Genomic DNA, 12,679 nt, shown 5'->3' with positions numbered 1-12,679 from the left:
TCTCGTCACTCGCCCAGCATTTCGACGAGCGTCAGCAGATATTTCGCGGTTTTGTCCCACCCGAGCAGGCTGGTGTCGAGCAGCAGGTCGCGTCCACGCCGGTCGCCGCGGTGGGTGCCGGTGATGTACTTGTGCCGCGAATGGTTGAGTTCGTCGTTGTATTCGACGATTTCCTTGGCTTTTTTGGCGTCTACGTGGTCTTGTTCCATGATGGATTCGATGCGCACGCTCTTCGGCGCGTACAGGAACATGTCAAGCACGTCGTCGCGGTCGCGCAGCAGGTAGTTGGCGGAACGGCCGATGATGACGCATGATGATTTTTCGGCGAGGTCGTTGATGACCTCGGATTGGGTGAAGATGACGCGGTTGCTCAGGTTCGCGTAGCGCGGGCCGAGGGATGTTTCGAAGGCGTATTGGACGTTCGGCTTTTGGTCGGCTTGCTCGACGAGGCCGCGGCTGACGCCCAGTTGGTTGACGACCTTGTCGACCAGGTCGCGGTCGTAGTATTCGATGCCCAGAGCGTCGGCGAGCATTTTGCCGATTTGCGGGCCGCCGGCGCCGTATTCGCAGCCGATGGTGATGATGACGTGGTCCGGGTTGAAGTTCATCGTGCCATCTCCTTGATATGCTTGGTTTCTTTGGTTTCCGAGGTGATTGTGCCGGTCGTGTGCGGGCCAAAATGGGGTATCGGGTTGCGGCAGGTATCGTTCGGGGTTATGGATTGCATGTGCCCGCCGGTGCCGAGCCGGGTCGATATGAAGCCTCCATTGGGTGGTACACGCGTGGGATGTGCTTAGATCTCGTCTGCCCGCGACGATCTTGTGGACCGGTGTAGGACCTGTGAAATCTTTGATTTTGTTATAAGAGCGGAAAGTTTCGGGTGTTGTGTGCCATTCATACGTCGATTACGTGGGCGGAATGTGGACGTAACATTGAGTGTGAGCAACGGGCTGATTCGTTGTCGTGATTGACTTCGCGCGGAATCGGGGGTATCTGCGGGGTGGTTCGGGAGCGTGGGAAAGCTGTTCGAAGACGTTCCACATGTTGGACGTGTTCAGACTCGTGGAATGTCAGCGGCAGGTTCCGGCGGTGGGCTTCGTAAATGTTCACCCACACCGGCGGCGGGTTTGGGAGCACGGGTAGGTACGATGGTGTGCAGCATATTCATGTCGAAGAAGCGAGGACTACTACCATGCCGAAAATGTTCGGAACCGATGGCGTGCGCGGGTTGGCGAACAAAGACCTTACCGCCCGACTGGCATTGGATCTGGGGGACGCCGCCGTCCGCGTGCTCGGTCAGGCCGATGCGCCGAAAACCAAGGATGATGACGTGCATTCCGAAGGACGGCGTCGTGCGTTGGTGGGACGCGACACCCGTGTTTCCGGTGACTTCCTGTCATCTGCGCTGTCGGCGGGTATGAGCGCCGGCGGTTTCGACGTCATCGATGTCGGCATCATCCCGACTCCGGGCATCGCGTTCCTCACCTCCGTGCTTAACGTTGAGATGGGCGCGGTGATTTCCGCCTCCCACAACCCGATGCCTGACAACGGCATCAAGTTCTTCGCACGCGGCGGCTTCAAGCTTCCTGACAGCAAGGAAGACGAGATTGAAGCAGTCCTGGGCAAGGATTGGGACCGCCCGACCGGAGCCGGGGTAGGCCGCGTCAGCCACGACACCGTGACCGCCACGAACCTGTATATCGACCATCTGGTCTCCACGATCGCCCCAGTCGTCGGACCGGAGAAAACCCAGCCGAAGCCGCTCGCCGGCCTGCGTCTGGTCGCCGACTGCGCCAACGGCGCCACATCCGTGGTCGCCCCGGAGGCGTTGCGTCGCGCCGGTGCGGAAGTCATCGTGATCAACGCATCCCCGGACGGCTACAATATCAACGATCATGCGGGGTCCACGCATCCTGAGCAACTGCAGGCCATGGTCAAGGCCACGGGCAGCGCGATGGGTGTCGCCTTCGATGGTGACGCGGACCGCTGCCTGGCTGTGGACGAGGACGGCACCATGGTCAACGGTGATCAGATCATGGGCATCCTCGCGCGCGCCAAGAAGCGCGAAGGCAAGCTCAACCACGACACGCTCGTGGTGACGGTGATGAGCAACCTCGGCTTGAAGCTCGCCCTCAAAGACATGGGCATCAAGACCGTGCAGACCAACGTCGGCGACCGGTACGTGCTCGAGGAGATGCTGCGCGGCGACTATTCGCTGGGCGGCGAACAGTCCGGCCACGTGATTAACCGCGAATTCGCCACGACCGGCGACGGCACACTGACCGCGCTGACCTTGTGCAACGAAGTCGTTAAATCCGGCAAGAGCCTCAAACAGCTCGCCGCCGACTTCCCGCAACTGCCGCAGCAGCTGGTCAACGTCCGGTGCTCCAACAAGCAGGCGGTGACCACGAACGCCGCCGTGCAGAAGGCTGTTGAAAAGGAAACCGCGTTGCTGGGGGAGACCGGTCGCGTGTTGCTGCGCCCGAGTGGCACCGAACCATTGGTGCGTGTGATGGCTGAGGCCGCCACCCAACAGCAAGCGGACGAGGTGTGCGACCGTCTCGCCAAGATTGTCGCGGAGGAACTGGCATGAGCATGTTCACACGAGGCTCGAGTATCGATTTGGGGCTGAACCGTGCGGTTGAAAGCCTGCTCAGATCCGGCGACAGCGAAGGCATCCTCCCAATCGTCCAGGTGGGTGAACCGGTGCTGCGCCAGCCGACGCGCCGCTACAACGGGCAACTGAGCAAGAACACCCTCACCAAACTCGTCCAGGCGATGCGAACCACCATGCTCGAAGCGCCAGGTGTCGGTCTTGCCGCCCCACAAATCGGGCTTGGCATCGCGCTCGCCGTGGTCGAGGACCATATCCGTGACGACCAGGACGATCCGCGTGAGATATCCGAATTCCCGTTCCACGCAATCATCAACCCGTCCTACCAGCCGATTGGTACCGAAACGCGCAGCTTCTACGAAGGTTGCCTGAGTTTTGACGGCTATCAGGCGGTGCGCAAGCGTTGGCGCAATATCACCGCGCGTTGGCAGGATATGGACGGCACTTGGCACGAGGAGCAACTGCACGGATGGCCGGCTCGTATCTTCCAGCATGAGACCGATCATCTCAGCGGCGAGCTGTACATCGACCGGGCTCAGATTCGTTCGCTGGCAACCGATGAGAACGTCGAGGATTACTGGTGCGACGATCCGGTGCCGATTGCCGCGGCAAAGGAACTCGGGTTCAAGCTCAACTGAGCCAAGCGACACCATCGGCAAGCAGGCACGTGCGATTCGCGACTTTCCGCCGACGTTGATTGCATCGTAAGCGTCGGCAGAGGCGGAACAATAACCCTCTGCCGACGCTTAGAGTCATCTCAGTGTCGGTGGAAGCAGAGTCATAACCTTCTGCCGACGCTGACGGGGCTCTCAGTGTCGGTGGTCGGTTTGGTGCATTCGGCCGTGCCGGTTTTAGGGGTCGCCGTGCCTATGATCATGCACACGAGACAGGTCGTCGCATTGCAACACGCGCATCTTGCCGCACGGCTCACTGCCCGTGCGCGAGTTCGTATTGCGCCAGATCGAGGATGGTGTGCCACTCGTCAGGGGCCAGCTGCGGCGGAATCAGCGCCATCTGCTGGTAGGGGTCGTCGGCAAGCACGCGCCCGGCGAAGTCCCGCAGCTGCCGCCACTGTCCGCGCCTGATGAGCTGCGCCGCATACGCGTCGGCCATCGGCTCGATGTCACTGTGCTCGCTGAGCATGCGGTCGGCCTGCTCGTCCTCCCCGCACATGCGCAACACGTCATGCCGCAGCATGAGCATCGACATATCGAACTGCTCGCGGATGCCGCCCGCCGACACATCGACCAGATTCCCCTCGGAATCCATCATGAGATTGCCCGCCGGGTCGTCCTTGTCGTTGGAGCGGATATCGCGCTCGACCGATGCCATGGTCGCTTGCGCCCGGTCTATCGCATCGTAGACAAATACCCGCGTGTCGTCCCATTGCGCAAACGGCAGCGAGCACGAGATAAGCTGAACCATCTGCACCGGGTTGAACCGGAAATCATCCTGACAAGCCGCTGATACGATACCGGAGAGCGCTTGCCCGCCGGTGACCGGATCCGCGTGCTGGGCCACGCTGTCGAAGTAAATGCGCGTCTCATCAATCAAACGCTTGAGATAGGCGAGTCCTTCGCCTTCCCGGTCGGCGATGCTGCCGAGGAATGAGGACGTCGTAATCAGCGCGGTGGCGAGATTGCCGGCCGCATCGCACCACCTCGTGCTCATCAGCGCGTTTCCGACGACAGCCTCGACCCCGGACAGCGCCCCGGTGCTGTAGTAGAAGGTCGGCATGTCCGTGCGGTTGATGCCGTCGGCGCCGTCGGCTTGCGGAGTCGGGCTGAGCGAATCCATAGCGCGCAAATACCAACGAATCGGCGCGTCGATGGTCTGCTTCGCCTCCTCCGGGGGAGCCACGGGTATGTCTTCGCGCTCAGCGTCATCGCTTTGCGCGTCATCATGAATGGAACGATCCCACAGGAACGTCGGCCCTTGCAAGCCGGAATGGCTCAGCAGGTCATTGGCGAAGTCCCGTAATGCTTCGAAATGTTGGGGTGGTGTGGTGGGTTCGGTCATGCCGGTCCTTCTCATGTCGGTTGGTTCAAGCATAGCCGACTGGTGAGCATTGCGCGATGGTTCGTTTGTCTGCGACGGTGGGCGGGCGTTCGCGCATTACAGTGGTGAGGATACATGTGGTGAGGATATACGACAAGGAAAACGGAGATGTGATGGCTGGAACACCCAATTCGTCAGCGCCTGCGGTGAAGCCGAAACGCAAGCGCGTGCTTTCTGGCGTGCTTGCGGGATTGCTGATGATTGTCGCCGTCTTGGGGACGATTGCGCGGGCGCTGCCTGCTGATTTGCAGTCGCTGCCGTATGTTCCGGTCGTCGTCTCGCTGACCCCGTGGTTCGTGCCGCTCGCCGTGGTGGCGTTGCTGCTCGCACTGTTCTCGAATCGTTGGTTTGTGGCGCTGATTGCGTTGGCGTGCGTCGCGGCGCAGGTGTGGTGGCAGGCGCCGTTTTTCCGCTCCCAGGCCGCGTTGTCACAGGATGCGGTGACGGCGGTCGGTCAGGCGCATGCGGTGACCGGCGACCATTATGCGAGGGTGATGACGCTCAACGTGTTCAAAGGGCAGGCCGACCCGCAGGCTGTGGTCGATTTGGTGCGTGACGAGCGTGTTGAGGTGCTCGCGTTGCAGGAGACCACGGATGCGTTCGTCAAACAGCTGGAAGCGGATGGTATCGGCGATTATTTGCCGTATTCGCAGGTCTCATCGTCTGACGGCGTGTACGGCAACGGCCTGTGGTCGGCGGTCGCACTTGACGACCCCGTGGATGACGAGGTCCATTCGAGCGCTTCGTTCATGCCGGCGGGAACGGTTGATATGGGCGGCGTGCAGGTGCGGTTCATCTCCGTGCACACCACGTCGCCGCAGCCCGGGTATTGGTCCCAGTGGAACAGAGCGCTAAACGAGTTGTCCCTGATGCGGCAGAAAACCGGTACGGCGTATGTGATGATGGGGGATTTCAACGCCACATACGACCATGCCGCTTTCCGCGGTATCCTCGGTTCGAGGTTCTCTGACGCCACACGCCAGGCAGGGCATGGTTTGGTGTTCACATGGCCGGCGAACCATACCGGCGTGCCCGCCTTCGCCGGCATCGACCACATCCTGATCGACCAGGGTATGGTCGTCGGGCAGGTGCAGTCCAAGCATGTGACCGGTTCGGACCATGCGGCGCTGCTCGCCACATTGCAGGTGGCATGACAACGCATTCACAGGTGGCATGACGGCGCATCGCACCGGGTATGGCGATGCGTCTGCAGAGTATCATCTGTGGGGCGTCGCGTGTGGAGTGATTGCGGTTGCGCATGGTACGGCAGCGTAGACGCGCATCGGCTCACGTTGCTTGGCGGGCCGCAGCTAGACGGGCGCGCAACCGGCGGACGGCCATTCGGCTAACGGCCGCCCCGCTTCGGCTTGCCGCCGCACAGCTTCGGCTGGCCCCGCCTGCAAAACGCCCGCCAAGCCGGCGGTCACTCAAGGTTGGACTGGGTTCCCGCGGTGTCGGCGGAAGTCTGCTGCTGGGCCTGCGCGGCGTCAAGTTTGGCGCGGACTTGGTCGAGCAAGGTCTGGGCGCGCTTGGCAAGCGCTTCGCCGAGCTCCCACTGGCGCATGGACTGGTCGAGGTTCAGCCCTCCGGCTTCGAGCGCCTGCACCGCTTGGATCAGCTGGTCGCGCGCCTCCTCATAGGACATGGACGCGATGCGCTCGCGCTCCTCTTGGGTCAGGCTGGAAGCCGTGGTGTCGGTCTTCTGGGGATCCTGTGCTTCAACTGTCATCGGTGTTCCTTCCATGGGTGTTGATGATTGATAGTGGTGATTGATGTCGATGATTGATAGGCGGATTGTCGGTTGCGTTGCGATGGGCTGGGGTCGTGGCGTTGCGCGGGCGATGCTGTGCCTGCTGGTGGCCATATGGCGGCAGGCACCAAACAAGCACCACACGGGCATCGCACGGGCGCGCCGCAACTGCGTCAGTCGCCGGTGTCGATGTGGTTTCCGCCCATCTGCCCTTTGGCTTCGGCGAGCAGGGTGCCGTGGTGCAGGGTGATCGACAGTTGCTCTCCCACGCTCGCATCGGCTGCGTTGTCAAGCACATGCCCGTCGGCGGTCTGCACGACGGCGTACCCGCGGTTCAAGGTCGCCTGCGGGCTCATGGCGGTGAGGCTGGCGTGCAGCTTTTCGACGGTCATGCCGGCGTCGTCGATGATTCGGGTCAACCCATATCGCATGCGTTGCACGGCATCGTCAACCAGCCGCTGATGCGGTTCGAGCATGGTACTCGGGTTGGTCAGGCTCGGCCGGTTCGCATAGCCTTCGATAAGCCGCTGCTCGTTGCCGACCATGGCGTCCATTCGCAGATTCATGCGTTGCCAGGCGTTGGTGATGAGCTGCCACTGCTCACGCACGTCTGGTACGACCTTCTTTGCCGCATCCGTCGGCGTCGAGGCGCGAAGATCGGCGGCCAAATCGATGAGCGTCCAGTCGTCCTCATGCCCGATTGCCGAGACGATTGGTTTGCGGCATGCCGCCGTGGCACGTACTACGTTTTCGTCGGAGAAGCCGATGAGGTCTTCGAAACTGCCGCCGCCACGCGCGACGATGATGACGTCCACTCTCGGGTCGTCGTCGAGCTTGCGGATCGCTTGGACCACCTCCGGCGGGCACTGCGCACCCTGGACGTGGACATGCTCAATCACGAAGTCCACCGCCGGCCAACGCAGGTTCACGTTGGTGATGACATCGCCTTCGGCGCGGGCCTGGGGTGCGCAAATCAGGCCGATGCAACGGGGGAATTCCGGAAGCGGAATCTTGTTTTCGGCGTCGAACAGGCCTTCGCCTTTGAGCTTCTTGCGTAGCTCGTCGATTTGCACCTTGAGGTCGCCGGCTCCCACGCGGCGGATGTCGTCGGCGATGAAACTCAGGCGTGTCGCCTTCACCCACACTTCCGGCTTGCCATGGACAACGACGCGCTCGCCCTGTTTGAACTCGCGGGCCATCGCGACGAAGTTCCTGAACCCCATGACGGACATCGAGATGTCCTGGGTGTTGTCGCGCAGTGTGATGTAGCCAGACGTACTGCGCCGCATGTTGATTTCGACAATCTGGCCTTCGACCCACGACGCCGGCCAGCGTTCGACGGCATCGTGGTATTTCTGGCTGACCACGCTGACCGGCCAAGGGTTCTCCGCGGTGGTGTCGCGGGCGAGCCGCGGCAGCTGGTCGAGTGGCTTGGGCGCGTCGGCGTTGCCGGGGGCTGCCACGGCATTGCCATAGCCGTAATTCGCTTCCTGATACCCGTACTGCATATGCCTTCCCTTCGCGCCGTGGGCGTGGCGTGCCACTTGCGTGCGTGGCGTGACTGCCCTACCCGTCCGCCGTCGGCTGACGTAGCCTGACGGATGTTCGATGGCCTCTACTGTTGCGCATCGAACGGACAATTTCATTGCGCGCGCGCCCGCGTATATCACTCTTTCATGGGTGGTGGTGGCGTGTCGGAAACGACACGCTGAGGTGCTCGTGTAATCCTCATCACATTTGCCGCTTATTGGCGGAACGATGCGGATTGCTACTATATCTTGGGCAACACTCGGTGATCGTGCACTATATCTCGTGGTACAGTCGATGTGGCAAATGCAGAACGATGAAGGCCGGGAGGCGCCCGGCCAAGGGAAAGGACGGAACCCAATGGACATGCAGGTTCTTGATGTGCCTCGGACCGCCACCCCGGACAGCGATGTGGCAGACACTGTCGCGGAAGGGAAGTCGGATATGGGCAAGGTGCTCGTCGAGAAGCGTGACGGCCGAATCGTCGAATTCGACCCGATTAACATCATCAGCGCCGTCAAGTCCGCCTTCAAGGATCTCGACAAGGAGATCGGCCCGGAGGAGGAGCAGCTGATTCGCGACCTCGCCAACCAGGTCGAAGGCGAAATCAAGGAACGCTACAACGGTCCCGCCAAGATCGAGGACATCCAGAACCTGGTCGAGCACGGCCTCATCGAAGACCATCTGTATGAGGTCGCCCGCAACTACACGACCTATCGTCTGAACAAGGACATCGAGCGCGCCAAGGCCACCGATATCAACGAAGCGGTCAGCCGTCTGGTCAACCGCGACGAATCCCTCGTGCGTGAGAACGCAAACAAGGATTCCAACGTCTATGCCACGCAGCGCGACTTGCTCGCCGGCGCCGTCTCCAAGGCATCCGCGTTCTCCATGCTGCCTGACGCCGTGTCCAACGCCCATATGAAGGGCGACATCCACTTCCATGATGCTGATTACTCGCCGTTCACTGCGATGACCAACTGCTCGCTGCCGGATTTCGGCGACATGCTCGCCCACGGTTTCGAACTCGGCAACGCGATGATGGACTCCCCGAAGTCCATCGGCACCGCCGCCACGCAGATCACCCAGATCATCAAGGACATCGCTGGCGCCCAGTACGGCGGCCAGACCGTCAATCGTGCCGACGAGATGCTTGAGCCGTATGCGAAGCTCGACTATGAGAAGCATCTGAAGATGGCTCACGCCATGTTCCCCGACGACATGCCCATCGAAGCCGCGCAGACCGTCGTGCATGGCCTCAAGGAGCAGGAGCCCGCAGGCCTGCACTTCGAGAACCGCGCCCCGCTGCCCGACGACGTCCCGTTTGACACGGATGCCGAGCCTATTCAGCAGATCCGCGAAATCTATGCGAAGCTCATGACCCGCAAGGCGATTTACGACGCCATGCAGACCATGGAATACCAGATCAACTCCAACCGCGTATCCAACGGCCAGACCCCGTTCGTAACCGTCGGTTTCGGCTTGGGCACCTCATGGTTCGCCCGCGAAATCCAGCGTTCCATCCTACTCAACCGCATCCGTGGTCTGGGCAAGGATCGTCACACCGCGATCTTCCCGAAGCTTGTGTTCACCATCAAGCACGGCATCAACGCCGACCCGGGCGACCCGAACTACGACATGAAGCAGCTGGCGCTCGAATGCTCCACCAAGCGCATGTACCCGGATGTCGTCTTCTACGACAACATCGTCAAAATCACCGGCTCCTTCAAGGCCCCGATGGGTTGCCGTTCCTTCCTGCAGGGTTGGATCGACCCCAAGACCGGCAAGGATGTCGAGGACGGCCGCATGAACCTCGGCGTCGTCACCGTCAACGTGCCGCGTATCGCCCTTGAGTCCCACGGCGACAAGGACCGCTTCTGGAAGCTGTTCGACGAGCGTATGGAAGTCGCACACCAAGCGCTGCAGTTCCGTATCATGCGCTGCAAGCAAGCCACCCCGGTCAACGCGCCGACCCTGTTCCGCTACGGCGCTTTCGGCCGCCTCGGCGCCAACGACAACGTCGACCAGCTCTTCCGCAACGAGCGTGCCACTGTATCTCTGGGCTACATCGGCCTGTACGAGGCGACGGCTGTGTTCTACGGTAAGGACTGGATGCGCGACCACAGCTGGGATCCGGAAGGCAAGGAGTTCGCGCTGTCCATTGTCAAGCGCATGAACCAGCTGTGCAAGCAGTGGTGCAAGGCCGAAGGCTACCATTACTCGGTGTACTCCACGCCGGCGGAAAGCCTCACCGACCGCTTCAACCGCATGGATCGCGAGAAGTTCGGCCGCGTCGAAGGCGTGACCGACCACGACTTCTACACCAACTCCTTCCACTACCCGGTGTGGCTGTCCCCGACGCCGATGGAGAAGCTTGACTACGAGAAGGACTTCCCCTACTACGCGTCCGGTGGCTTCATCAACTACTGTGAGTTCCCGTGCCTGCAGGACAATCCCAAGGCGCTTGAGGCCGTGTGGGATTACGCCTACAAGATCGGCATCGGCTACCTGGGCACCAACACCCCGATCGACCACTGCTTCGTGTGCGGTTTCCAAGGCGACTTCGAACCGACCGAAGAGGGTTTCAAGTGCCCCGAGTGCGGCAACTCCGACCCTGACAAATGCAACGTGACCAAGCGCACGTGCGGATACCTCGGCAACCCGGTCCAGCGCCCGATGGTGCATGGCCGCCACGAGGAAATCGCCCACCGCGTCAAGCACATGAGCGGCGAAACTGGCCATGTGACGCTCAAGGACGGTTCCGAGCGCGAATGGTTCGAGGAGACCAAGTAGCCCGGAGCGCATAATCCGGAGCGCAACATCCGGAAAAACATAGCCCGGAAAACACCGGGAGCAGGCCGCCAGACGGATATCCGAAGGCGGCGAACCGGGAAACAATGATGACGGCCGTGATGCACGCTGCACACGGCCGTCATTGCCGTGCGGGAAAGCTTCGGTGGCATGCCCGGAATACAACAAGGAGCTAAGGAGCAGGGGAGTACAGATGGCAGCAACGACATTGCATGATTTCGCGGCGGGGGAGACCGACCGCGGTCCGTTCATCCCGACCAATCGGTCGAACAACCCGAAAGCCGGACAGTGGACGAACCGGATGAGCCACAATATGATCGCCGACTACAAGCGGTTCCTTATGACCGATGGCGAAGGCATCCGCTGTTCCCTGTACGTGTCCGGATGCCCGTTCCACTGCGTGGAATGCTACAACAAGTCCATCTGGGATTTCCAAGCAGGCCATGAATACAATGACGCGCTCGAGGCGCAAATCATGGACGACCTGTCCCAGTCATACGTGCAGGGCATCACCTTCCTTGGCGGCGAGCCCTTGCTCAATACGGGCGTGTTGCTGCCGCTGGCACGCAAAATCCGCGAACGTTTCGGCCATACGAAAGACATCTGGTGCTGGACCGGCTACACGTGGGAGGAGCTCATGCGCCCCGGCGAGACCCCGGACAAACTCGATCTGCTACACGAGATCGATATTCTCGTCGACGGCCGGTATATCAAGGACCTGCACGATTCTTTGCTGCAATTCCGCGGTTCGAGCAATCAGCGGATCATCGACGTGCAGAAATCCTTTGTGGCGGGCGAGCCTGTCATCTGGAGCAAACTGCACGACCAGGAGCGCTTCATCCCGGAAATCTATGGCAAGGATCGCGCCGCCGGGGAAGGTAACGATAGCATCTCCGCCGAACAGTAAATCACCTGGCGTGCGTCCGTCTCGCGCCTGTTTCCCACAAACTGTCTACGCTGGGAAAGCCGTTTGCATAGCTGGTTTGTGAGGGATGGGCGATTACAGTGGCTAGGGTGATGAAACGAATCAGGTATGCGCTGTAATGCGGCGTCGCTGAGCGTGATCGTCCTTGCGATTGCTGCGCTGTTCCTCGTGGTGGAGAACACCGCGGTTACGCTGATTTGAGAGGTGTGGGCCGTCCGCGTGCCGTCGCGATGGGTGTACGCATGCCGGTCGCGGTCGTGGGCACCCTGCTGCTGGTCTGGGGCAAACGACGCTGGGGTGACATTCCACACACCACGCGCGATGTTCTCGGCGCCCTGAAACGCGGGGAAGCTATCAACTATCACACCGCATGGCGTGACCTGCTCATCGCGCTGATTATCCTCGCCGCCGGCGCGGGCGTCGGCCCGGAAGCCTCACTCATGGGGGCGGTCATCGCGTATTCCGTCTGGCAATGCGACAAACTGCGGTACCTGCACACGCATGCCGACAGCGTCTGCGCCACGCCGATACCTACACGGTTGCGCATGCTCTACCATCCCACGCGATGGATTGAGCCAGCCACGACGACCGCAACTGCCGCTGAGCCTGCAAGCGACTCGTCCGGCCCCGCCGATACCGCATCCTGCGATGCAGCCGCCCCTACCGCCACAACCACCTTCACCCCCGCAGCCTCCGAAACCGCACCATCCGCGCGCTGTCGGGGCGCATCAAGGTGCCGATGACCGTGCGTCTGCTAGTCGGCGGCACGTTCGTCGCGCTCGTCGTCACCCTGCTCGCCTGGGGCGCCATGCGGGCGACTGTCGCGGTGTCGGCCGCGGTGAAACGCCGGATGCCGGCAAAGACACCGGCACGCTCCTGACCGGGCATGCGCGTGTTCCAACTCGCGGGTAGCACAAATCCGCGGGACAGATACCAGACATCTGTCCTGTTTCGCTGGGGGCGAGTTTCGCTGACGTCCGTATGCGTTAGCATT

At 61.4% G+C, this 12,679-nt stretch carries 11 protein-coding genes; 7 read left to right on the top strand and 4 right to left on the bottom strand.

All coding sequences use genetic code 11. The annotated features are described in order from the left end of the window. Positions 1-5: 5 nt before the first annotated feature. Positions 6-608, bottom strand: a complete 603-nt coding sequence (locus ACTQYB_RS03900) for an AAA family ATPase (RefSeq protein WP_441481557.1) — start codon at positions 606-608, stop codon at positions 6-8. Between the two features lie 584 nt (positions 609-1,192). Here ACTQYB_RS03900 and glmM point away from each other — a divergent pair. Continuing rightward, the gene (glmM, locus tag ACTQYB_RS03895) at positions 1,193-2,593 is read left to right on the top strand and encodes a phosphoglucosamine mutase (RefSeq protein WP_015450010.1); all 1,401 of its coding nucleotides are present in this window, start codon (positions 1,193-1,195) and stop codon (positions 2,591-2,593) included. A gap of 2 nt (positions 2,594-2,595) precedes the next feature. Then, positions 2,596-3,252 (top strand): peptide deformylase, encoded by a 657-nt coding sequence (locus ACTQYB_RS03890; protein ID WP_029576618.1) that lies wholly within the window; start codon positions 2,596-2,598, stop codon positions 3,250-3,252. Positions 3,253-3,541: 289 nt separating this feature from the next. Here ACTQYB_RS03890 and ACTQYB_RS03885 read toward each other — a convergent pair whose 3' ends face one another. Further along, complete coding sequence (locus ACTQYB_RS03885) at positions 3,542-4,633, bottom strand: hypothetical protein (protein WP_441481558.1); 1,092 nt, start codon at positions 4,631-4,633, stop codon at positions 3,542-3,544. Positions 4,634-4,785: 152 nt separating this feature from the next. On the opposite strand from ACTQYB_RS03885, the gene ACTQYB_RS03880 reads away from it, so the two are divergent. Then, complete coding sequence (locus ACTQYB_RS03880) at positions 4,786-5,826, top strand: endonuclease/exonuclease/phosphatase family protein (RefSeq protein ID WP_441481559.1); 1,041 nt, start codon at positions 4,786-4,788, stop codon at positions 5,824-5,826. 269 nt (positions 5,827-6,095) lie between these two features. On the opposite strand, the gene ACTQYB_RS03875 is transcribed toward ACTQYB_RS03880, so the two are convergent. Both ACTQYB_RS03875 and xseA read right to left on the bottom strand, forming a co-directional pair. After that, positions 6,096-6,401, bottom strand: coding sequence for an exodeoxyribonuclease VII small subunit (locus ACTQYB_RS03875; protein ID WP_029576615.1), 306 nt, complete (start codon positions 6,399-6,401; stop codon positions 6,096-6,098). 194 nt (positions 6,402-6,595) lie between these two features. Next, positions 6,596-7,930: an exodeoxyribonuclease VII large subunit gene (gene xseA / locus ACTQYB_RS03870; protein WP_441481560.1), complete on the bottom strand. Its 1,335-nt coding sequence runs from the start codon at positions 7,928-7,930 to the stop codon at positions 6,596-6,598. Between the two features lie 463 nt (positions 7,931-8,393). Between xseA and nrdD the strand changes: the two genes are divergently transcribed. The 4 genes from nrdD to ACTQYB_RS03850 all read left to right on the top strand — a co-directional run bounded on the left by nrdD (position 8,394) and on the right by ACTQYB_RS03850 (position 12,565). After that, a complete protein-coding gene (gene nrdD / locus ACTQYB_RS03865; protein ID WP_441481696.1) occupies positions 8,394-10,742 on the top strand; it encodes an anaerobic ribonucleoside-triphosphate reductase in 2,349 nt (782 codons plus the stop codon). A gap of 211 nt (positions 10,743-10,953) precedes the next feature. Beyond that, positions 10,954-11,667 (top strand): anaerobic ribonucleoside-triphosphate reductase activating protein, encoded by a 714-nt coding sequence (nrdG, locus tag ACTQYB_RS03860; RefSeq protein ID WP_081966451.1) that lies wholly within the window; start codon positions 10,954-10,956, stop codon positions 11,665-11,667. Positions 11,668-11,891: 224 nt separating this feature from the next. After that, on the top strand, positions 11,892-12,428 hold the full coding sequence (locus tag ACTQYB_RS03855; protein WP_441481561.1) for a hypothetical protein: 537 nt from the start codon (positions 11,892-11,894) through the stop codon (positions 12,426-12,428). A 2-nt stretch (positions 12,429-12,430) separates the two neighbouring features. Next, positions 12,431-12,565, top strand: a complete 135-nt coding sequence (locus tag ACTQYB_RS03850) for a hypothetical protein (RefSeq protein WP_441481562.1) — start codon at positions 12,431-12,433, stop codon at positions 12,563-12,565. Positions 12,566-12,679: the final 114 nt, after the last annotated feature.

It is taken from the genome of Bifidobacterium sp. LCP19S3_E9, from assembly GCF_052121135.1.
Taxonomy (GTDB): domain Bacteria; phylum Actinomycetota; class Actinomycetes; order Actinomycetales; family Bifidobacteriaceae; genus Bifidobacterium; species Bifidobacterium thermacidophilum.
Note: the sequence above shows the minus strand (reverse complement) of the source record. Positions and strands in the feature narration are given on the sequence as shown.